The following is a 22,341-nucleotide window of genomic DNA, read 5'->3' as shown; positions in this document are numbered from 1 at the left end:
CCCATCGAGATTGTAGTGCCTGTGGCGCAAAGGTCGCTTTGGCAGCACACGACTCCCTTCCGCTGCCCATTTTCTGGTTAATCAACAGCCCTGGTCGTCTATATGTCAATCACAACGCTTTTAGAAAAGGTTTCCACACAAAGGAGAGAAAAGGGGGGATCCGGTGTGGATAAGATGATCGAGATGTTTTTGCATCCTGCCAACTACAGCATTCCAATGAATCTGGCGGTTTTGCTCGTGATCGCGTTGTATCTGTTGTTCACAGGACCGTTACGGAATCGATTTCCCGACTCGGAGCCGCCGTCGATTCGACAATTGTCTTATTTTCTGACCGGTGCGCTGATTTTTTATTTCTCCCTCGGCAGTCCCTTGGATCTGATCGGCCATGAATTATTCAGCATCCATATGGTGCAGATGTCTCTGCTGTTTATTGTGTTGCCGCCCTTTTTGTTGATGGGGTTGCCCTCTTGGTTAGTGGCTCCGGCGTTTCGTTTGAAAGGAGTGGGCAAACTTTTAAAAGTGTTGGTCCATCCTGTATTCGCGTCATTCTTTTTCAACGGAATGATCTGGATGTATCACCTCCCCTGGGTATTTGACCGAATGATGGAGGTGCCCGCGTTGCATGCGGGAGCCCGAGCTCTCCTGTTAATCGGGGGGGTGGCGATGTGGTTTTCTGTGCTCTGCCCCGTGCCGGAGATGGACAAGATGGGCGAGTTGAAAAAGATGGGCTTTCTCTATGTCAACGGAATGCTCCTCACACCGGCTTGTGTTATGATTGCTTTCTCGGATACGACATTTTTTGCCTTGTTCCATGAACAATCCCAGATGTTTCCGATCTTGTCTCCATTACATGATCAACAACTGGGTGGTGTTCTGATGAAGATCATCCAGGAAATCGTCTATGTCAGTGTGATTGTTTATATTTTCTTCTTCCAGTGGGTGCGGAAAGAGCGGGAGAGAGACCGTCTGGAAGCGGAGGAGTATGCAAGAAGTCATCCAGTTTCTCAACCAGCTACAGAATCCCTGTAAGTCGGATTCGCTTAGAAAGCGTTGTTTCCAAGAAAGGGATCTGGAATACTTTGCCTGGGGAGAGACTAGGATGGAAGATGTTCCCCACTGAAAGGCGCAGATGGTTCCTTGAATTTAGTGGAGCGCTTCTTTCTTTCCCGAGGATGACCTAGCTACTGACTTCGAAGTGGGGGCAGAGGCAATACCGCGGTGTGAACCTTTTTGATCGAAGGAGCGAATTTGGATGAGCGTAAAAAGTTGGATGGTCGGGGGACTGGCCCTGATGACGGTGTTGGGGTTGACCGCTTGTGGAACCACCCCCAAAAAAGAAAGCTCGGAGAAGCATGAGGCTCATGAGGAGGACCATCATGGGCATGAGGAGGGCCACGGCGAGGCTGCCGAGGACTTGGCCCAGGTGGAGATGAAATTGCCTGAGGACGCGCACGCTGGCAAGGAGACTGGGATCGAAGTGAAGATTACTCACGACGGCAAACCGGTCACGGATGCCGATGAGGTCAAGTTTGAGCTCTGGAAGAAGGGCGCCTCCAAGGATGAGCATGAGAAGATTGACGCCAATAAGGGCAAGGACGGAGTATACAGCATCCAACATACTTTTGCCGAGGCGGGCGAATACAAAGTGATGTATCACGTAACGGCCAAGGGTGGTCATGTGATGGAGCCGGCGGAGACCCTTACGGTCAAGCCGTAATCCGAGGTGGAGACTCTGCGTACTGTAAATCGCAGGGTCTTTTGTTTTGGGGTCAGGTCGGTGAGGGATCGCAATCCCGAAAAGCCGATTTTCCCCTTCATTCGGGAAAATTGGCTTCGCTGTCTGGCGGATCATCTGGGATTCATCCGTTGATTACCGCAAAATACGGTAAAAGAAAGATCATCATATAGATCAACTGGCAGATATAATAAGCTTAAAGCTGGTGAGAAAGATGTGGGATGATCGAAAGAAACAACTGCTCGCGTTGTTGCTCCAGGAAGAGAATTACATCTCAACGGAAACCGCCGGGAAACAACTGCACTGTTCCGAAAAAACGGTGCGGAATGATTTGAAAGCGATTCATGAATGGCTTCAGATCCATGATCCAACGGTGTCAATTCATCGAAAGCCCGGACTCGGGGTGTTATTAAAGGCTCATCCGAAGGAAAAGGAACGGTTAAAAAAATGGTTGGGAAAAATAGCATCAGAGACCGATCCCCAGTGGCAGATGCAAGTGGTTCGACTTTTGCTGAGAAGTGATGAATTTATCACCTTACGACAGTTATGTAACACTTTTTACATGAGCCGGAAGCGGATGAGGAAAATTTTAAATCAAGTGGAGCGATGGGCCCAAGGCTTCGATCTCACGTTGTTGCGCAAGCCTCACTTCGGCATCAAGATCGAAGGAAATGAAAAAGAAAAGCGTCTTGCCTTGTCCAAAACCTTTGCTCCCTCTTTTAACGGCGAGCAACCGAGTTCTGACATCGCAAAAAATGTTCGTTTTGAATTCAACGGCATTGCAGATCCACATCAGCTGACATTGATAGAAAGTAAAATCCGTCAGCTACAACAAACTTTTGGCTTTTATTTTACCGACCAGTCCATCTCCAATATGTTGATCCATATTGCGATTGCGATTCAGCGCATCAAGTTGGGAAACGAGATTTACATGCCGTTGCAAGAATTAAAATACTTGCAGAATCAATGGGAATATCAGCCGGCCTCTGCTCTTGCAACCGAGTTAGAAAAGACCTTTGCCGTCCATATACCGGAAACAGAAAGAGGTTATTTGACGCTGCATTTGCTCGGAGCTAAGTTACACTATCACATGAAGGATCTGGGGTTGAGGGAATCCATCAAACAAATGGATACAGAAGCCTTGGCTGTCGCGGAACAGTTGATTGAACAGATGAATCCATGGATCGAGGAGCCATTGAAAGAAGATACACAATTATTAATCGGATTGGCTTTGCACCTTCGTTCAACGATCCATCGGTTGCGGCATGGCCTTACTTTGTTGAACCCAATGAACGAGGAGATTAAAGTAAATTATCGCCATGTCTTTGAGCTCATTTACACTGTGATATCAGATGTGGAAAAACAGGTAGGTGTCCGCTTTCCCGAAGATGAAGTCGCTTATCTCACACTTCATGTTCAGGCTGCTTTGGAGCGACTGAAGAATGAACGGCGAGCAAGGCGAAGAGTACTCGTCGTGTGTACGACAGGCGTGGGTACATCCCTTTTGATCGTTTCTAAGCTGAAACGCTATTTTCCATCCCTTGAGGTGGCTGACTCAGTCTCTACATTTGAATTACGACAGACGATTGCAAAGGTAAAACCTGATTTTGTAATCAGTACCGTACCACTGCCCAATTTATCGTTGCCGGTGGTTACGATCTCTCCATTGCTCAACGAGGAGGAATGTGAGCAGATTCAGCGGATGATGGAGCATCCGCTGTCTCCTCCGACGGAGAAGCCAGGGCGTTATCTGGCGTTAAGACGCTATCTGCATCCCGAGCTGATCTTTCTCGATGTGGATTACCAAGATAATTTAGAGGTTATTCAATTTTTGACTGACTCACTCGTGCAAGAGCAATACGTAGAAGAAGCTTATGGAAAAAGCGTCATCGAGCGCGAACATCTGTCGCATACCTTCATTGGCGGTGGCATTGCCATTCCTCATGGAAGTCCGGAACTGATCCGAAAGTCAGGGATCGCTGTCGCCCGTTTGCAGGAACCGGTCCACTGGGGAGGCGAGGAGGTGACCTTCGTGTTTTTGTTGGCGGTTCAATGGACTGATATTCAAGCGGCTCAGCGCCTTTTTGAAGATTTGAACCGCCTTTCAGAAGACAAATCCCTGCTGAAGAGCTTAAAAGGTCAGCATACCGTGCCGGAATTTCTCTCCGTCCTATAGAGAGGGTCTACTCAATTGAGAGGGGGGATTCGATGAAAATATTGGCTGTAACTTCGTGTCCTAAAGGGATTGCCCACACCTACATGGCAGCGGAAAAATTATCAAAAACCGCTGAAAAGATAGGTGTCCAACTCAAGGTGGAGACACAAGGCTCCATTGGGATTGAAAACGAACTGACCGATCAAGAAATACTGGAAGCGGATGGTATCATCATCGCTGCAGACAAGAAAGTGGACAAAGAGCGATTTGTCGGTAAAAAATTGCTTGAAACCTCTGTCACGGAAGCGATTCACCGACCGGAAGAATTGATCAGACGGTTTGAAGTGGGGCAAGTGGATGTTTACGGAGAAAAGAAGGAGCCTATTGCGGAGCAGGTGAAATCAACGCCGGAAGAGAAGAAAAAGCATAAAAACAAGGGGAAACTGATATACAGTCACCTGATGAACGGTGTCTCCTATATGATTCCCTTTGTTGTCGTAGGCGGATTGCTGATTGCTCTCTCACTTGGATTTGGTGGTGTTCCAACGGAAAAAGGTTTTGTGATCCCTGAGGGTTCTTTTTGGCAAAAGATCAACGATATCGGCAACATTGGTTTTATCTTTATGGTGTCGATTCTTTCCGGTTTTATCGCCGTTAGCATTGCAGATCGCCCAGGTCTCGCTCCAGGGATGATTGGCGGTTATATCGCTGCGAACGGACAATTTTACGATAGCGAAGTAGGCGCGGGTTTTATTGGCGGCATTATTGTAGGGTTTCTGGCCGGTTATATCGTGAAGGCGATCAAGGCAATGAAAGTGCCGGATATGATCAAGCCGATTATGCCAGTTCTCATCATCCCGTTGGTATCCTCGGTGATTATCGGTGTTCTATTCATCTATGTCCTGGGTCGCCCGATTGCTGGCTTGATGGAAGCTTTAACAGCCGGTTTAAACAGCATGACTGGATCGAGTAAAATCATCCTCGGACTGATTCTGGGTGGGATGGTCTCCTTTGACATGGGCGGGCCTGTCAATAAGGTTGCGTTTTTGTTTGGAGCTGCGATGATCGGGGCAGGTCAGCCCACGATCATGGGAGCCATCGCTGCAGCCATTCCAGTCCCCCCACTCGGTATGGGGCTCGCCTCACTGCTCAACAAACAAAAGTATATCAAAGAAGAATTGGAAGCTGGAAAAGCGGCTTTAGCCATGGGACTGGTGGGGATCTCGGAAGGAGCCATCCCTTTTGCTGCCAGAGACCCGTTACGGGTGATTCCTAGCATTATGGCAGGTTCGATGGTGGCTGCCACGATTGCAATGGCCAGTGGCGTCACAGATAACGTACCCCACGGAGGACCGATCGTTGCTCTCTTCCAAGCGGTAGAACATGTGCCGATGTTTTTCCTTTCCATCGTCGCCGGGGTGATTGTCACCGCATTGTTGGTAAACTTCTTAAAAAAACCTGTAGACTCACTTCAGTAGCGGGGGTTATTTACAAATGAAACTGACTGACTTAATCAGTGAAGATCTCGTAAAAATGGAGTTAACCGGTACGAGTAAAGACGAAGTGATGGAAGAGATGGCAGATCTCATCGACCAAAGCGGAGCATTGAATCAGCTGGAGAGGTTTAAGAAGGATTTGTACCTTCGAGAAAAAGAAGGGAGTACTGGCATCGGATTCGGCATTGCAATTCCCCACGGTAAATCTGATGGGGTGAACACGGCGAGGGTCGCTCTGGGTATAAAACGGGAAGGTATTGAATGGAACAGTATGGATGGAGAAAAGGCTAAACTTATCTTTATGATTGCTGTTCCGGAGAAGAATGCAGGTCAGGAGCATCTGAAAATTTTGCAGATGTTGTCTCGAAAACTGATGGATGAGGCGTTCCGTACAGAACTTCTAAACTCTCAAACGAAAGAAACGACTCTAGAATTGCTGGGGAAAATAGAATAAGCCGTTCAGAATAGAAAAAGCCCGGATGCGCATCCGGATCTTTTTTTTGCTCCCCCTGAGGTCGCTTTCGGGTCCCTTCTGCCAATAAGTAAAGTAAGACCGGGGTAAAAGCGAGCCAGATCATAGAAATAACCGTCCTCCCAGGTTAATAGGATATTCTATGGAATTCTGGGATCGAAAGAAACGGCGTTTGGCCTAGGAGTAGCTGTAAATGACAAATTGGGGAGGATGTCGGGGCGGGGAAGGCGAATGGTGATGAAGGATGAAGAAAGGGAGGATGATTGAATTCGGATCGGAGAGGATTCCCATGCAAAAGACTGAGTCGAACCCCCAAACCGTTATGGAAGTACTGGGGATTGAAACCGAGGAATTGACACCGGAACGTGTCATCCTGAAGATGCCGGTGGACGGACGACACCACCAACCTTACGGGATCCTGCATGGAGGTGTTTCCGTTGTATTGGCGGAGACTGCCGCTAGTCTCGGGGCGTGGCTGAACTGTGACCAGGAAAAGGAGACCACGGTGGGATTGGAGATTAACGCCAATCATATTCGTCCCAAACGGAAGGGCACTGTTACTGCAGTGGCGGAACCCTTGCACAAAGGGAGGACCACGATGGTGTGGGAGGTTCGGATCCAGGATGAGGAAGAGCGACTCCTCTGTGTCTCTCGCTGTACGATGGCCATTCTGCCTCTGAAAGGGGAAAAAGGGAAGAAAGATTAATAATGAAACCCGGCCCACCGGAGAATCCGGCAGCCGGGTTTCATTATTTAACAAAGGCCCCCAGGTCTGTGAAAGTGGGTGGACGGGAGGAGACTTGATGAAACACTTTGGAACATGCATCTATCCAACATTTCAAGCCCTGCTATAATGAAGGAAAGTCAAGATTTGAAAGATGGGGTGGATTCCTTTGCTGCGAGTCTCTGAACTAGCAGGAAAGTACCGAATGACTAAGAAGGATCTCACAGAAAAAAGCGGGATCCGATACAATACCATTCTTGACTATTACAAGGACGATTGGGTCTCCGTGAAGCGAGACCATCTCAAGTCTCTCGCTCGAGTTTTTGATTGCTCCGTTCAAGATCTATTCGACGAATGAAATGACACCCCATCTCACCAGATATGGCGGAGAAGGGGTGTCTTCGTTTTTAAATTCGCTCCAATATCCGCTAGATCCCAGTTTCCTTCAAAAATTGGATCTTTTTCCGGTGATTTGCTGCCCTATGCGGCACTGGAGGGGACGGATATTGGAGTCCAGGCGTGTTGATTAGCCATATTTTAGGTGGGGAGATCGTGTTCTACCACGCGACCGTTGCCATCCGGCAAGGAAGTGAAAACTGGCCGCTCCAAATCTTCCGATCGGGCAGGGGCAAAGCCTTACGGAAGCAACACAGGGAAGGAATGTTGCCCCTAAACGCCCTCTCTCCAGATTCTCCGCTGAGTAGGATGGCAAAGGTCGCTTTGGCAGCACACGACTCCCTTCCGCCGCCTATTTTCTGGTTAATCAACAGCCCTGATTGGAGTCATAAGTTCGCAGGAGCTGTGGGAGCCTTTTTCAGACGGTTGATATCGGATCGAATCCAGAGGGAGATAATCAATGCGATGGTAAAGAAACCGGTAAAGAAAGTCAGACTACCTGCATAGCTCCCGGTGGTTTCATGAACCCAGGAGGTGATCGAGGGTCCGACAAGCCCCGCGGCAGACCATGCAGTCAAAATATATCCATGAATAGCACCCAATTGCTTGGTACCGAACAGATCACCGATATAAGCGGGAATGGATGCAAAACCCCCGCCGTAACAGGTCATGATCAGAAAGAGGAGAAGTTGGAACAGAAGGGAGTGAGTGATTTGCGGCAGGAAGAAAAATGCGAGTACTTGGATAACAAAGAAGGCAGTATAGGTGGCCGGTCGCCCGATATAGTCGGAAAATGATGCCCAGCCGATCCGTCCCATTCCGTTGAACAGGCCCATCAGGCCGACCATCGTGGCGGCGCTCAACGCACTCATCCCCGTAATCTCTTGGGCCACAGGGGAGGCTACGGAAATGATAGCGATTCCACAGGTGACATTGATAAACAGCATCAACCATAAAAAATAGAAACGGCGGGTCTTGATCGCTTCATTGGCTGTCAATTGAGCGATATCTTTTTTGACGTGGGCTTTGCCGGAGTCCACCTTCTCTTTGAATCCGGGGGGCAACCAATCCTTCGGGGGTGGGGCCAGATACCGGGAAGAGAAGAACATCACGATAAAGTAAATCGCACCTAAGAGATAGAACGTGTTTGCAATTCCCACGGACTCGATTAGCCGTGCCATGATTGGACTGCTGATCAGTGAAGCAAAGCCGAATCCCATGATCGCCAGACCGGTGGCCAATCCGCGCCGGTCCGGAAACCATTTGACCAAGGTGGAGACCGGTGCGATGTAACCGACCCCCAGGCCGATTCCACCCAGGACCCCATAGAAAAGATAGAGCATATACAGGGAGCCTAGGTTGACTGCGAGTCCGGAACCTATAATTCCTACACCGAAAAAAAGAGCCGCCAGGATCCCCGACTTACGCGGTCCATGCTTTTCTACGTAATGCCCCAGAAAGGCAGCTGATAAGCCTAGAAATAAAATGGCGAGGCTGAAGGCGAAGGAGATCTCACCGTCACTCCAGCCGAATTGGTCTTTCAACGGATTGTTGAACACACTCCAAGCGTAAACGGATCCGATAGAAAGGTGTATTCCGACAGCGGATGCGGCGATCAACCAACGATTTTTGCTTTTTTCCACTCAGGTGTCCCTCCTTGGAAGCATACGACGTTCTAAGTTGAGATGGGGTTTTCTTGGTTCTGATGAGCTAAAGAGGTTCCATGGGTTATTCCACCCTTCCGGGGACAGCTTTTTAAGCTGGAATCTGTTACAAATAGAACGACTAATCAAAATAATACCACGGAGGACCCTTGTGGACAAGGTTCCCGAAAAAGTCAAACATCCAGCGAACCCTGTGGATGGGTCGCCGGATGTCAGATGTCTGTTTTATTTGGATGGCAAGAGACGGAGTAATTTTCCGTCAGGGAGTCCGGGGTTATCCATCATCCGCGTCTCATGATAACGACCTTGAACCCAATCTTCTGCCTGGTCATGGTACCAAGGACTCATCACCTGTCCCGACTGTCCCGGTCCCACTACATCCCAGCTGTGACGAGGCTTTGCCAAGTCGACAACGGTCCGCCAGGAAGCCCCGTGATCCACCTCACCGGAATCGAAATTCCAACCGGCGGCCATCACCGTCATGTCACTTCCTCCGACAGGGATCGGTTGCCTATTAAACAAGAGATTCAACGGGGACACCTCGCTCAGGGGATGGCTGAAAACAACCTGATGAAATTGCCCCCATTGCCAGTGGGTCGGATCCTTCCCCTGTAAATCCTGTCCACGACGCACGGCCTCCTTAAAAGAAGAGAGGAACAGTTTTTTCAGCCCACCTTGGTTTTGGATCCACCATCCAGGCTTACCGTCGGCGGCTTGACGGAGCAGGTGGTCGGTTACTTGGGTTTTTCCTTCAAAAAGGTCCAGGGTTTTTTCATTCAAGGGTTGGTAAAGTTTCTTCTCCAATTCATTTATCCAGAGATGATGGAGGAGGGGAGCCCCCTGTTTGGGATCATCGTGGAAATTCCATTTCCGCAACAACTGAAGGGCGGCGGCCTCCTCTGCAGTCCATGTCTCTCCCTTGGCCTGTTGAAGGAGAAGAGGAGTGAGCCATTGGGCACGCAGGTTTTTGGTATCCGTCTGCAGTTTTTCCATATCGGCTACTGTGAAGCTTTTCTTTTGCTGTAGCACTTCTTTGATACGGGCAGCACGATAGGGTTCAGCCCAAGTGTGGGTGATATGGTAGGGATAATCCTCTCCGGTGATCTTGTTATTGGCGGTGGCGATCCAGCCGGAGTCCGGATTGACTACGGTAGGAAGCTCTTTCCAAGGGATGTACCCCTTCCATTCGTACTCTTTTTTCCAACCGGGGACCGGTAGTAGCCCCTCCCCTTTTTGACGAATGGGGATCCAGCCGTTAGCCCGGTAGGCAATCGTGCCATCGGTAGAGGCAAAGACAAAATTTTGGGCGGGAGCTTTGAAGTATGTCAGGGCTTTCCGAAACTCTTTCCAATTTTTCGCCCGGTTGAAGCGGAGAACGGCTTCCAGCTCCGTGGTCGGTTCCAGGGCGGTCCAACGCATGGACAAAGCGGTGTCCGGTTTTTTCATTTTTCCGTCGGGGCGGGCAAACTCGGTAACAATGGGACCGTGCCGGGTCACCATCACCTCCAGAGTTTGATCCTTTCCATCTTTGACCCGGATCTTTTCCGGGATCCGGCGAGCTTGCTCCCATTTTCCTTCGTAGAGGAATCGATCGGGATGATCCGGGTGTCGTTTTTCGATGTAGAGATCCTGCACATCGGGGCCGACATTGGTCACCCCCCAGGCGATCTGTTCATTGTGGCCTACCACGATTCCGGGCACCCCGGCAAAGGTGACACCGCTGACGTGGAGTCCAGGGCTTTTCAGCTCTGTTTGGTACCAGATAGCAGGGGTGGCGATGGAGAGATGGGGATCATTGGCGAGGAGAGGTTTGCCCGACTCGGTTTTCTTCCCAGAGACTACCCAGTTGTTGCTCCCGTTCTGCTCCCGGGGAAAGACGGCGGAGGCCAGCTGTTGCGACAGATTCAGCGAGGAAGAAGTTTCCCCGGCGATCCGCGGTCCCTCCTGAGGGTACGTGGGAAAGAGTTCAAGAGCTTGCTTTTTGGGAAACAGGCGTAACAGTTCATGGCGGAAGGCCTGCCCTCGCCAGCGGCCACCCAGGTCGTAGGCCATGTATTTTCCGATGGTGAGGGAATCCACCGGCGACCAGGGTTCTGGTTCCACTCCCAACAGGGTGAACTCCACTGGCAGTTCCCCATTTTCCGTCGCTTGTCGGATATAGGCGTTGACTCCCTGGGCATAACTTTTTAATGCGTTCAGAGCTTCACCGGAGTAGGAAGAGAGGGAGGCTTCCGCTGCTCGGCGCAGTCCAAAGGTCCGGAAGAATCGGTCCTGGTCCACAGCTTTTTCCCCGACCACCTCACTGAGGCGCCCGGAGGCCAATCGCCGGCTCATCTCCATCTGAAACAGACGATCCTGGGCCGTGACAAGCCCTTGGGCATAGTAGAGATCCTGCGGATTTTTAGCCAGGATGCGAGGGACTCCGCGGTTATCCCGGTACACATCCACTGGTTCCCGGAGACCGGAAAAGGTAAGGGTTCCCTCTGAGTCAGGCAAGGGTCGGTGGAGATACCAACCGGCGGTTAGAGTTCCACCGACAGCAAATACCAGCAGCAGAGTAAGTGTGATGTAGATGATCTTTTTCCAGTTTTTCCGCTTCTTCTTTGTGGATGATGGGGGATCGATTCCAGGTGATTCCATGGGTTGCTTCCTCCTCTAGTTGTATTCCTTTTTAAATATATACGCCCTTGAGAAGGCTAAATCCTGTGATTGGGGAGCCATCTCTTTTTCGGGAACGTATTGTCATGTATTCTGTAGATAGGTGTTCAAAAGGGGGAGAAATCCATGACTGATTATCCATCCAATTCAAAAGAAAAAGTACCGGAGGAGGGAATTTATACAGATTTTAGCGGGGAGATGACCTATGGGGACTATCTGCAGCTGAACCAGCTTTTGAACAGCCAACAACGGTTGTCAGGACACCACGATGAAATGCTGTTTATCATCATCCATCAGGTGAGTGAATTGTGGATGAAACTGATCCTCCATGAATTGGAGGGAGCAGTCACATCCGTCGGAAAGAACGAGCTGGAGCCAGCCTTCAAGATGTTGGCCCGGGTCTCCCGCATCCAGGAACAATTGATCCAATCTTGGGAAGTGCTGTCTACCCTCACCCCTTCGGAATATATGCAATTCAGGGAGAAGCTCGGCCATTCTTCTGGCTTTCAATCCTATCAAAACCGTCTGATCGAATTTGCGCTGGGGCATAAGAATCAGCGGGTGCTGGCGGTCTATCAACATGAACCGGAGTTATACCGACGGCTGAAAAAAGCCTTGAACACACCAGGCATTTACGATGTGTCGATTCAAGCCCTGGCAGTCCGGGGGCTCCCTGTGGATGCCTCCTGTTTGGAACGGGACTGGTCGAAGGATTACCAACCTCATCCCAGTGTGGAAGCCGCCTGGCTGACAGTTTACCGGGATGTGAAAAAGTATTGGGATCTGTATGAGCTGGCAGAGAAGTTGATGGATATCGAGGATCGGCAACAACAATGGCGATACAACCATATGAAAACCGTGGAAAGGATTATTGGTCATAAACAGGGGACTGGGGGTTCTGCAGGAGTCAGTTATTTGAAGCGAGTATTGGATCACCGCTTTTTTCCAGAATTATGGGGTCTTCGTACTCAACTGTAAAGGTTGGAGCTTGGGAGGGATCGTGAATGGAAGTCACCTTTGATAGAACACGGGAAACGGCGGAGAAGCTGGACCGAGCAGATGAACTGGCCCGGTTCCGAGAGGAATTTTATCTGGGAAAAGGCAGGATCTATCTCGATGGGAATTCCCTCGGACTGTTGTCCCAACCGGCGGAACAAAGCCTGTTGTCTGTTTTGGACAGCTGGCGGGAGTATGGGATCGAGGGTTGGACAGAGGGGGTCCATCCATGGTTTCATCTGTCCGAAGAGCTAGGAAAAAAAGGCGCTCCTCTGGTGGGAGCCAAGCCGGAGGAGGTGATCGTGACCGGCTCTACCACGGTGAATCTGCATCAACTCTTGGCTTCCTTTTACCGTCCAGAAGGAAAACGGAGGAAAATCCTCGCTGATGCCCTCACCTTTCCTTCTGATATTTATGCCATGCAGAGTCAACTTCGGCTTCGCGGATTGGATCCGGAACAACACCTGATCCGAGTAGGGGGCCGGGATGGGCAAACATTGGCAGAGGAGGATCTGATCGCGGCTATGACCGAAGAGGTGGCGATCATCGTTTTGCCTTCGGTATTGTATCGCAGCGGGCAAATCCTGGATATGGAGCGGTTGACTGCGGCGGCCCGGGAGCGGGGGATCCCCATCGGTTTTGATCTGTGCCATTCCATCGGGGCGATCCCTCATCAGTTGCATGAGTGGGGTGTCGATTTTGCCTTTTGGTGCAACTATAAGTACCTGAACGCCGGCCCCGGTGGCGTGGGGGGCCTGTTTGTCCATCAAAAGCATTTCGGCGAGTTGCCGGGTCTGGCAGGTTGGTTCAGTTCGGACAAATCGGTTCAGTTTGACATGGAGTACCAGCTCACTCCCGCCGGGGGTGCTGGTGCCTACCAGATCGGAACCCCACATCTGCTCAGTCTGGCTCCCCTGATCGGTTCCCTGGAGATTTTTACAGAGGCGGGAATCGGTCCGATCCGGGAGAAGTCCCTTCGCCAGACCCAGTATCTGATGCAGTTGGTGGAGGAAGAATTGGTCGGGATGGGTTTTACTATTGGTAATCCTCGCGAGGATCACCGGCGGGGTGGCCATGTGTGTCTGGTCCATCCGGAGGCGGTCCGGATCTGCAAATCCCTGAAGGAGAAGGGGGTCATCCCTGACTTCCGTGCACCTGATGTGATCCGTCTTGCCCCAGTGGCTCTCTATACGGCTTACACCGAGGTATGGGAAGCAGTACAAGTGCTGAAGTGGATCATGGAAGAGAAAGATTACGAGCGACATGAGAAAAAACGGGGGGTGGTTGCGTGAGTGGTTGGATCGATATTTCGCAACGGTTGGTGAAGGGAATTCCGGTCTGGCCTGGGGATACTCCCTTTTCCTATCAGTTAAGCTGGAGCAAGGAAGAGTCAGGCTCCGTCAATGTGGGACAGATCACTTTGAGTACTCATACCGGCACCCATATCGATGCTCCCTTCCATTTTGACGAGGAGGGAAAGCGGGTGATCGATCTGGACCTCGATCTCTACATCGGGCGGGTCCGGATTCTTCACTTGCCGGATCCGATACAGATCGGGATCGAGGAATTACAGTCGAAAAACCTGAAGGGGGTGACCCGTCTGCTCATCCGAACGGATACTTGGACCGACCGATCCACCTTTCCACGTGAGATCCCGCCGGTGGAGCCAGAGCTGGCCCCCTATCTGCAGGAAAAAGGGATCCGCCTTCTGGGACTGGATCTTCCCTCGGTGGACCCCCTGGACAGCAAGGAACTTCCTGCCCACCATGCACTCACCGATCAGGGGGTTCACATCCTGGAAGGGGCGGTGTTGGATGGGGTGGACCCCGGTGATTATCAACTGGCCGCTCTTCCGCTTCCCCTGGCGGAAGCTGACGGAAGCCCAGTTCGGGCGGCTCTGAAGCGGCTGGAGTAAGGGGGAAAGAACTATGTAGCCGTGGGGCCGGTTTTTTTACAGAGAGTAACATGTTCGGAGAACAACAACGCCCCAGGCCTTCCTGGGGCGTTGCAGAAACAAGTCAGGCGACCGACTTCACCTTTTGCAAGATTTCCAGCTCGATATCCTCATTAAGTTTGTCGATTTTCTTAATCGCAAAGATGATATCCAATAAAGGCCAGATGATCCATCCAAAGAAGATAATGAGGATGGCACGTCCGATATCACCCGTATAAAATCGTTGGTGCGGCGAAGGGGCAGAGGAAGAACCATAACAAGAAAAGGATCAACTTCAGGCGCGTTGATTAGCCATATTTTGGATGGGGAGATCGTGTTCTACCACGCGACCGTTGCCATCCGGCAAGGAAGTGAAAACTGGCCGCTCCAAATCTTCCGATCGGGCAGGGGCAAAGCCTTACGGAAGCAACACAGGGAAGAATGTTGCCCCTAAACGCCCTCTCGTAAGACTTCTCCGCTGGGTAGGATGGCTACCTTCATCTAGAGCTTCAGCTCCTTTGGATTGTAGTGCCATGGTACAAAGGTCGCTTTGGCAGCACACGACTCCCTTCCGCCGCCCATTTTCTGGTTAATCAACAGCCCTGGATCAACTTATCCTTCTTTTTCTTGTTATACTCCGAATCCGCCATAGCCAGTTGTTGGGGTGTTAATTCTTTCTTCAGCATCATGGTTGTAGTTGACATAGGTCACCTCCAAAGATTTTGAATGGTGGCGATGAACTCAAGAGTTGCATTCAAAAAAATCAAAATTGAACAGGAGAGGCAACGGCAAGTGATCCCGGCCTTTACCCTAGAGAACTCCCTGCCTGTATGGCGGGGAATTTCTTTATGGTGAATTCCTTCGACGGCTCCTGTCGATACTCTTTCTCCCGAAAGTCGGCGTCGGCAACTCCGGCTTTCACCGGGTGGAACACAATTCAGGTGAAAGTAAAATCGTGGAATAATACAATGACGGAAAAAGTACATTGACACAAACAGTAATATTGTATAATATATATTTTGAGAGGAGTGGTACCGTGGGAACCACCATTTCGACAGACTTGATTCGTGGCCATACCGATACGATCATTCTGAATGTGTTGCGCCAGGGTGACAGCTATGGATACGAGATATACAAAAAAATCGTGGAACTGAGCGGCAAGCAGTATGAATTAAAAGAGGCCACCTTGTACACTGCTTTTCGTCGTTTGGAGAGAGAAGGCTATATTCTCTCCTACTGGGGTGATGAAACTCAGGGTGGCAGACGCAAATATTACCGGATCACCCCCGAAGGAAAAGGCCACTATGAACAACGCATCAAAGATTGGAACTTTGCCAGGGAAGTGCTGGATAAACTGGTTAAAGGAGAGCTGAACCATGCTGAAGAATAAGAAAATGCTGGATGAGAAAATTGAACGGTACTTCGATGATCTTTTTGCTGGAGTGGGACAAAGTCAACAGCTGTTCGACCTGAAGGAAGAACTGTCCACCAACCTGAAAGAAAAAATTGCCGATTATCAATCCCGAGGTTTGTCCGATGAGCAGGCATTCAAAGAAGCTGTCATTTCCATGGGAGATTTGAGCGGGTTGGTGGAAGATCTACGTGAGCTGGGGCAGGATACAGCGAAACAATCGGTTTATTCCTCGATGGCAAACCGGATTTCCATCGCCGGCACCATTGCTGGGGTTTTGCTGATCCTGTTCGGAGGGTTCACGATCTCCATGCTGTTTTTCATGGGTCTCTCTTCCGTGAATGTAGTTGGCCCCGGCATCTTCATTGTCGCAGGCGGGGCGTTATTGACTTACAGTTTATTGACCAAAGAAACGCACAAAAAATATGGAATGAACAAAATTCGTGCCGCCCTTTATGCAGTTTCGACAGGGGCGATCCTGTTTGCTTTTTTCTCAGGGATCATCACCTTTTTTGCTAGTGGTGAATTGGCTACAGGGATTTCTGCAACGATGGTATTTTCTTTGGTGGGTGTCGGTTTGTTCTTGGGTTTGATCCTGACCGGAACGGATCGGTGGAAGAGCAGTAGCAATTGCGGGTGAAAAGAAGTAAGTGAGGTAAGCACTTCGGGATCAAGTGAGTTCGGGAGGCAGGGGCTACTTAGGCAGCAAGACCCCTTCGCGGAAGACTGGGATGCCTATGGCGTCAGGGTGGCGGTACTCCGCTCAACTGAAGTGGATGAGTAAAAAGAGAAAAGGGAGTGATACTGGGAGGGGAGGTGATTCACATGGCGCGGAATCAACGCCCCAATCGTAAAAGAGAGCCTCGCTTCGCCCCGGATCTCACCGATCAAGCGACTCGGGCTGACGCCACAGAGGAGGAGATCGAACGGGGGGAGTATACAGAAGTGACCCGGTTGGAACCGGCTCCCGGCAGAGACGGTGAAGACTAGAGTGTCAATTCCTTATAAAAAAACATCCCCGCCTGAATGGCAGGGGTGTTTTTTTAAGATGAAGAAGTCTTTCTCCTAGATTTCTCTGATGACTCCGATTGATACTCATGCTCCCAGAAGTCGGCGTCGGCAATCCTGGCTTTCACCGGGTCAAATACTGGATCTTTCCCTTCTTTTTTCTGCCTTTCATAGTCCTTCAATACTCGCAGTGCCGGTTTGGAGAGAAGCAGGATAGCGATAATGTTCAACCATGCCATACTGCCTACCCCGATATCCCCTAGAGTCCAGGCGAGGTCTGCATTTTTGATACAACCATATAAAACGATGGCTAAGATCCCGAATTTCAACAGATATTCCAACCAGGCTCTTTTCGCTTTGCGGTTGATATAGGCCAGGTTGGTCTCGGCCATGTAGTAGTAGGCCATGATGGTGGTGAAAGCGAAAAAGAACAGGGCGATTGCAACAAACGGCGCACCGAAGCCGGGCAGGGAGGATTCCACAGCCGCTTGCGTGAAAACGGGTCCTGCTTCTACATTTCCCAGGTTGTTCACGATAGCTTGACCCCCTTCCGGTTGCACATTGTACATCCCGGTGATCAGGATCATGAATGCGGTTGCGGTACAGACAAATAAGGTGTCGATATATACGGAAAAAGCCTGGACCAATCCTTGCTTTGCAGGATGGGAGACTTCCGCAGCCGCGGCGGCATGAGGGGCGGTACCTTGTCCGGCTTCATTGGAATAGATCCCGCGTTTGACTCCCCAGGCAATCGCGGCTCCGATGATCCCGCCAAATGCCGCATCTGAACCAAATGCACTGCTGAAAATCAATTTAAGCACGTTGGGAAGTTCGGATATATTTAAAATGATCAGGAGGAGGGCTACTAGAATATACCCCAGTGCCATAAAGGGCACAACGATTTGGGCCACATTGGCGATTCGTTTGACTCCGCCAAAAATGATAGTACCCAAGATGAGGATCAGTGCAATCCCTGTAACGAGGGGTGAGAGTCCAAAAGCATTGTCCATTGCGGAAGAGATGCTGTTCGCTTGTACACCGGGCAAAAACAGGCCGGTGGCGATCACTGTGACGATGGCAAACAAGACGGCATACCATTTCAGCTTGAGTCCTTTTTCAATGTAGTAGGCCGGTCCTCCCCGGTATTGGCCGTCCAGTTTGGTTTTATACACTTGTCCCAGTGCAGCTTCCACAAAGCCGGAGCTGGCTCCCAAAAAGGCTATCACCCACATCCAAAAGACCGCTCCGGGCCCTCCATAGAAAATTGCGGTAGCCACACCGGCAATATTCCCGGTTCCCACCCGGCCGGACAGCGCCATGGATAGTGCCTGAAAAGAGGATACCCCAGCTGTAGAACTCTTGCCCTGAAACATTAAAAGAACCATATTCTTGAGATGACGTACTTGTAAAAAGCGGGTCGCAATCGTAAAAAACAATCCTGCTCCCAAACAGAGATAGACCAATGCGTCACTCCAAATGATATCATTCAATCCATTGACAATAGATTCCAACCAAATCCCCCCTTAAATGACACAAGATAATGTGATTATAAAATATACTGTCTCTTACTACAACTAAGATCAGATTCGTAATTTGATGCAAAAGATGGAAAGAAGACCATTAGGCGTAGGATCCCTATGCCTTAAGAAAAATAAAAAATACCGGCTCTGTAGGAACGGAACCGGCGATTTTTGTGGCTGTGTGTGTCTGATCCAGTCCTAGCTAGGGGTTGGGCCTATGTGACCCGGCTCTAGAGACCTCCCTCTTCGACCAGACACGTGAAAGATTCTGTTGCATCTGAGTTCAATCTTCACACCCATTGAATCCTGAATTTTTGATGGCTACGGATCCGCGGAAGTAATGCGTGATCTTGAGGGAGGACGTGCCCCAGGACATTCACCCGTTCGTCTGCATCCAAGTCGGTGAGTGTGATCTGGATTTCTCCCTGATATCGCAAATAATTTTCATTATCCATGGTAATCGTGCCTACAGGACGTGCCACACAATTTTGAGGTGGGAAGGAGGGGAGGTCGGTTGTCACATCGCTTCTCGATTCTGCAGATCGAATAACGTCACGGGCAGGGTCCCCTCGATTTCTATGCAAGCCGCTGGCTTTTTCAATTTGTTGGTGGTTTGCATTTTTGCTTCGCTTGGCTCGCAGTAAAATTTCATCTCGCTGATACGATGCGAACTGGTCTACAGAGGATTGACTGATGCGTACGTCTCCGATCACCACTTTATCTACCCATCCCATATCTTTCATATCCAGAAAAGCGGCGAATGGAGAGAATTCTCGATGCTTCTCCAACGTTGGAAGCTTGGCGAAAAGAGGACCTCTGAAAGTTTGATCCCCTGGGACAAATGCTGCGACAGAGAAGCCTTCATCCTTTAACCACCTGTTGCGTGTTACAAAATAGGATTGATCCAATCCAGTTTCAGGTCGTGGATAAAAATTATGCCAAACCTCTGTATTCTCCAGATTTAATCCATGGTGTTTCAGCTTTTTCAATTCTTCTTTGGTGAGGGTACTCGCATTCAAGGCAATTTTTATATTATGGGAGAGTGCCGCTATACTTTGTACATCCACGCCATAGTCGATCCGCAAACCAGTCAAACCCCAAGTGCGAAGAAGATCCGCATCATACCCGCTGAGCCCGAGATTTTTTAGAGCGATGGGAGAGAGATCCGCCATCAGTTCCATATCCAGTTTCGATGCGATTCTTCCCAGCTGGGTGAGTGGCTCTTTGTACAAGGAAGAATGATCTTCCGGAATATGAAGTGATGTAAAAATAGATTGAAACCCGTTTCGGTTCATGTTTTGAATATAAGCTTCCTGGTCTGAGGTGGGTGGGTTTCCTAAATAAATCGATATACCCAGCATGACGGCTCCTCCTGTATCCAGAGTGGGGACCAAAGTCTGTGAATGATCTCTCTTTTAAAATCCGACGCCATTAAATATCTTTTGCCATTTCTTCTTTGAAACCGAACAGGTAGGTAAGCAAGAACCCCCCTGCATAGCCAACCAGCAATCCTAGGAAATACAAAAGGTATTTTCCGTCATCGATGAGGGGGATCAAAGATAATCCAGAGACTCCGATCCCTTTGGCTCCAGTTACCATCACCGCTTGGAATGCCCCTCCGATGGCTCCTCCGATACAGGCAGTGACAAAGGGACGACCCAGTGGCAGAGTAACCCCATAGAGCAAGGGTTCACCGATCCCGAGAAAACCAACTGGAAGTGCGCCTTTAATGATATTTTTCAAACGTTGGTTTTTTGTTTTTACGTAAATCGCCATAGCAGCCCCTACCTGACCGGCACCAGCCATAGCGAGAATGGTCAATAGGGAGGTGTTTCCATAGGTGTTGATCAATTCCAGGTGAATCGGTGTCAATCCGTGGTGCAATCCCACCATGACCAAGGGGAGGAAAAAGCCTGCCAAAACCGCACCTGCAATGACTCCACCCAGTTGGATCAGGGAGGTCAAACCCTGTGTGATCCCATCTGATAATACACCGGCAATCGGCATGACCGCAAATAAGGAAACAATCCCTACAATCAATAATGTAATCAAAGGTGTAAAGATGATATCTACTGCGCCGGGAACGATTCTTCGCACCCGTTTTTCAACAAAGGTCATTAGCCACGCGGCAAAAATCACTCCAAACAATCCTCCGCGACCCACGACTAATTCTTCACCAAAAATCACAATGTTCTCTAACGCCGGGTTGAAGAGGATCATGCCGGCGATCGCCCCCAGGACTGGAGTCCCGCCAAATTCCTTTGCTGTATTCCATCCCACCAAAATCGCCAAAAAGGTAAACAGGCTACTGCCGAGCAAAAGGAGTATTTGCATCCAGGCGGTTTTATCGCTTACCCCTGCATTGACCGCAAAGTTGGCGGCACCATTGATAATTCCGGAGGCAACGAGACCCGGAATCAGCGGGATAAATATATTCCCTAGGCGACGCAAAAAGCTCTTGAATGGGGTTTTGTTTTTTTGTTTGATCGATTCCTTGTTCAAAGCTGCTTTTTCTTCAAATGTCATCTGATCCACTTCCGGTTCTGCTTCTTCCCCTGCAGCGGATCCGGTTAGACGACTCATTTCGTCGGCCACTTTATTCACCGTTCCAGGACCGATCACCAGTTGCAAGGTTTCGTCATCTACGACTCCCATGACGCCTTCCACTTTTTTGAGTGCATCGTGTTGGACCTTGTGATCATCTTTTAGGGACAATCGGAGTCTGGTCATACAAAAGGCGATGTGGCGGATATTATCTTTTCCACCCACATGGAGCAAAATTTCCTGAGCCATCCGTTGTTCTTTATTCACCTCTAAACCCTCCCCTACGTTTTTCCTTTATTTGACTTCTGATTGAAGAATGGAAAACCACCTTCTCAATCAGATAGGGCTTTGCGTACGAATCCATGACTTCCCTCGATTTTTTCGATGGCTTCTTTTTTTGAGCAATCGAGTAAAAGCATAACAATGGCGGTCTTTACCTGTTGATCAGCCTTCGCAAAATAGGTGCTGGCGGTTTGGTAATCTACGTTCGTAGCCTCCATAATGATGCGCTTCGATCTTTCTTTTAATTTATTATTGGTAGGTTGTACATCCACCATCAGATTTTGATACACTTTCCCGATTCCGACCATGGCAGCTGTCGAAATCATATTCAACACCATTTTTTGTGCGGACCCGGCTTTGAGTCTTGTGGAGCCGGTCAATACTTCAGGGCCGGTTTCCACCTCGATGGCAATATCACTGTACGCACTCATTTCCGAACCTTTGTTACAGGAGATGCTTACCGTGCTGGCGCCTTGGGATTTGGCGTATGCCAATGCTCCTATCACATAGGGAGTCCGCCCGCTAGCGGCAAGACCTATGACCGTATCTCTTTCGGAAAGCTGCAGCCTCGCTAAATCTGTTTTTCCAAGCTCTTCATCGTCCTCTGCACCTTCTACAGCATCAGTAAGCGCTTTCAAACCACCGGCAATGATTCCTCTCACCATTTCCGGGGAGGCACTGAAGGTAGGGACACATTCCACGGCATCCAATATGCCCAGTCGTCCACTGGTGCCGGCACCGGTATAGATTAATCGGCCCTGATTGCGAAATGATTCCATCACCTGATGAACGGCCATCTCAATCTGAGGTAATTGGCTTTGGATTGCTTGGGGTACCCGCTGATCCTCCTCATTCATCACTTGCAAAAATTCCCGTATCGACATCTGATCTAATGCCATGGTTTTTTGGTTTCTTGTTTCGGTTTCTAATTTCTCGAGCATGGATTCAACTCCTTTCCTGTAGTCACTTTTGATTATAAGGAGGAATGAAATTAAAAGTCAATATACAAGCTATTTTAAAGGAAATAAAACTTCACTTTAGGGAAAATAAATTCCATTCCGATAACTATGAAGACCTGAACGGAGGAGATCCCAAGCGAATCTGCTTGCTCCAACTGGCTGAATCAGTCTGGGGCCGGGTGGGGTGAGGGTTTCACAGTCCATTATGATGTGGAGTTAAGAAGGGTCAGTATGAGATCTTTAGCTCGATTCATGTATTGAAAAGGGGAAGATACATTGAAACAGGCGTGTTGATTAGCCGTATTTTAGGTGAGAAATAAGATCGGGATGGTGGGACGGTTACGATCTCTTGCAAAGAGTGCAAAGGCTTTTCACCGTCCCACCCTCC

At 49.6% G+C, this 22,341-nt stretch carries 20 protein-coding genes; 14 read left to right on the top strand and 6 right to left on the bottom strand.

The features are described from left to right. Window positions 1-174 precede the first annotated feature (174 nt). From JOD24_RS10070 to JOD24_RS10040, 7 genes are all read left to right on the top strand, one after another. Entirely contained in the window at window positions 175-1,029 is an 855-nt protein-coding gene (locus JOD24_RS10070) for a cytochrome c oxidase assembly protein (protein WP_429246865.1), read from the top strand. A gap of 223 nt (window positions 1,030-1,252) precedes the next feature. Continuing rightward, entirely contained in the window at window positions 1,253-1,717 is a 465-nt protein-coding gene (locus tag JOD24_RS10065; protein WP_429246862.1) for a FixH family protein, read from the top strand. 232 nt (window positions 1,718-1,949) lie between these two features. Next, window positions 1,950-3,911 (top strand): BglG family transcription antiterminator, encoded by a 1,962-nt coding sequence (locus JOD24_RS10060; RefSeq protein WP_429246861.1) that lies wholly within the window; start codon window positions 1,950-1,952, stop codon window positions 3,909-3,911. Window positions 3,912-3,943: 32 nt separating this feature from the next. Continuing rightward, complete coding sequence (locus tag JOD24_RS10055) at window positions 3,944-5,368, top strand: PTS fructose transporter subunit IIC (protein ID WP_429246860.1); 1,425 nt, start codon at window positions 3,944-3,946, stop codon at window positions 5,366-5,368. 16 nt (window positions 5,369-5,384) lie between these two features. Beyond that, on the top strand, window positions 5,385-5,840 hold the full coding sequence (locus JOD24_RS10050) for a PTS sugar transporter subunit IIA (protein ID WP_429246859.1): 456 nt from the start codon (window positions 5,385-5,387) through the stop codon (window positions 5,838-5,840). A gap of 307 nt (window positions 5,841-6,147) precedes the next feature. Continuing rightward, window positions 6,148-6,564 (top strand): hotdog fold thioesterase, encoded by a 417-nt coding sequence (locus JOD24_RS10045; protein WP_429246858.1) that lies wholly within the window; start codon window positions 6,148-6,150, stop codon window positions 6,562-6,564. A 172-nt stretch (window positions 6,565-6,736) separates the two neighbouring features. Then, entirely contained in the window at window positions 6,737-6,940 is a 204-nt protein-coding gene (locus JOD24_RS10040) for a helix-turn-helix domain-containing protein (RefSeq protein WP_429246857.1), read from the top strand. Window positions 6,941-7,364: 424 nt separating this feature from the next. On the opposite strand, the gene JOD24_RS10035 is transcribed toward JOD24_RS10040, so the two are convergent. Next, the gene (locus JOD24_RS10035; RefSeq protein ID WP_429246856.1) at window positions 7,365-8,621 is read right to left on the bottom strand and encodes an L-lactate MFS transporter; all 1,257 of its coding nucleotides are present in this window, start codon (window positions 8,619-8,621) and stop codon (window positions 7,365-7,367) included. Between the two features lie 246 nt (window positions 8,622-8,867). Further along, complete coding sequence (locus JOD24_RS10030) at window positions 8,868-11,282, bottom strand: penicillin acylase family protein (protein WP_429246855.1); 2,415 nt, start codon at window positions 11,280-11,282, stop codon at window positions 8,868-8,870. Window positions 11,283-11,426: 144 nt separating this feature from the next. Here JOD24_RS10030 and kynA point away from each other — a divergent pair, with 144 nt between their 5' ends. The 6 genes from kynA (at window position 11,427) to JOD24_RS10000 (ending at window position 16,630) form a co-directional block, all read left to right on the top strand. After that, a complete protein-coding gene (gene kynA / locus JOD24_RS10025) occupies window positions 11,427-12,278 on the top strand; it encodes a tryptophan 2,3-dioxygenase (protein ID WP_429246854.1) in 852 nt (283 codons plus the stop codon). A gap of 26 nt (window positions 12,279-12,304) precedes the next feature. After that, window positions 12,305-13,588, top strand: a complete 1,284-nt coding sequence (gene kynU, locus JOD24_RS10020) for a kynureninase (protein ID WP_429246853.1) — start codon at window positions 12,305-12,307, stop codon at window positions 13,586-13,588. Further along, window positions 13,585-14,211, top strand: a complete 627-nt coding sequence (gene kynB, locus JOD24_RS10015) for an arylformamidase (protein ID WP_429246852.1) — start codon at window positions 13,585-13,587, stop codon at window positions 14,209-14,211. The genes kynU and kynB overlap by 4 nt, the downstream gene beginning before the upstream one ends. 1,054 nt (window positions 14,212-15,265) lie before the next feature. After that, window positions 15,266-15,619, top strand: a complete 354-nt coding sequence (locus JOD24_RS10010; protein ID WP_429246851.1) for a PadR family transcriptional regulator — start codon at window positions 15,266-15,268, stop codon at window positions 15,617-15,619. Then, window positions 15,606-16,280, top strand: a complete 675-nt coding sequence (locus JOD24_RS10005; RefSeq protein WP_429246850.1) for a permease prefix domain 1-containing protein — start codon at window positions 15,606-15,608, stop codon at window positions 16,278-16,280. The genes JOD24_RS10010 and JOD24_RS10005 overlap by 14 nt, the downstream gene beginning before the upstream one ends. Window positions 16,281-16,465: 185 nt before the next feature. Further along, window positions 16,466-16,630, top strand: coding sequence for a hypothetical protein (locus JOD24_RS10000; RefSeq protein WP_429246849.1), 165 nt, complete (start codon window positions 16,466-16,468; stop codon window positions 16,628-16,630). Between the two features lie 53 nt (window positions 16,631-16,683). Here the strand turns inward: JOD24_RS10000 and JOD24_RS09995 are convergent, their stop codons facing one another. From JOD24_RS09995 to murQ, 4 genes are all read right to left on the bottom strand, one after another. Continuing rightward, a complete protein-coding gene (locus JOD24_RS09995; RefSeq protein ID WP_429246848.1) occupies window positions 16,684-18,159 on the bottom strand; it encodes an alanine/glycine:cation symporter family protein in 1,476 nt (491 codons plus the stop codon). Window positions 18,160-18,458: 299 nt separating this feature from the next. Continuing rightward, complete coding sequence (locus JOD24_RS09990) at window positions 18,459-19,529, bottom strand: DUF871 domain-containing protein (protein ID WP_429246847.1); 1,071 nt, start codon at window positions 19,527-19,529, stop codon at window positions 18,459-18,461. A gap of 70 nt (window positions 19,530-19,599) precedes the next feature. Continuing rightward, window positions 19,600-20,979 carry a PTS transporter subunit EIIC gene (locus tag JOD24_RS09985; protein WP_429246846.1) on the bottom strand — a complete coding sequence of 460 codons (1,380 nt, stop codon included), beginning with the start codon at window positions 20,977-20,979 and terminating at the stop codon, window positions 19,600-19,602. Between the two features lie 65 nt (window positions 20,980-21,044). After that, window positions 21,045-21,935: an N-acetylmuramic acid 6-phosphate etherase gene (murQ, locus tag JOD24_RS09980; RefSeq protein ID WP_380163298.1), complete on the bottom strand. Its 891-nt coding sequence runs from the start codon at window positions 21,933-21,935 to the stop codon at window positions 21,045-21,047. A gap of 44 nt (window positions 21,936-21,979) precedes the next feature. Between murQ and JOD24_RS09975 the strand changes: the two genes are divergently transcribed. Then, window positions 21,980-22,141, top strand: coding sequence for a hypothetical protein (locus JOD24_RS09975; protein ID WP_429246845.1), 162 nt, complete (start codon window positions 21,980-21,982; stop codon window positions 22,139-22,141). The last annotated feature ends 200 nt before the right edge of the window (window positions 22,142-22,341 follow it).

Origin of the sequence: Kroppenstedtia sanguinis (genome assembly GCF_050433445.1) — a bacterium.
GTDB lineage: Bacteria > Bacillota > Bacilli > Thermoactinomycetales > DSM-45169 > Kroppenstedtia > Kroppenstedtia sanguinis.
This window is presented reverse-complemented; position numbering and strand designations above follow the sequence as displayed.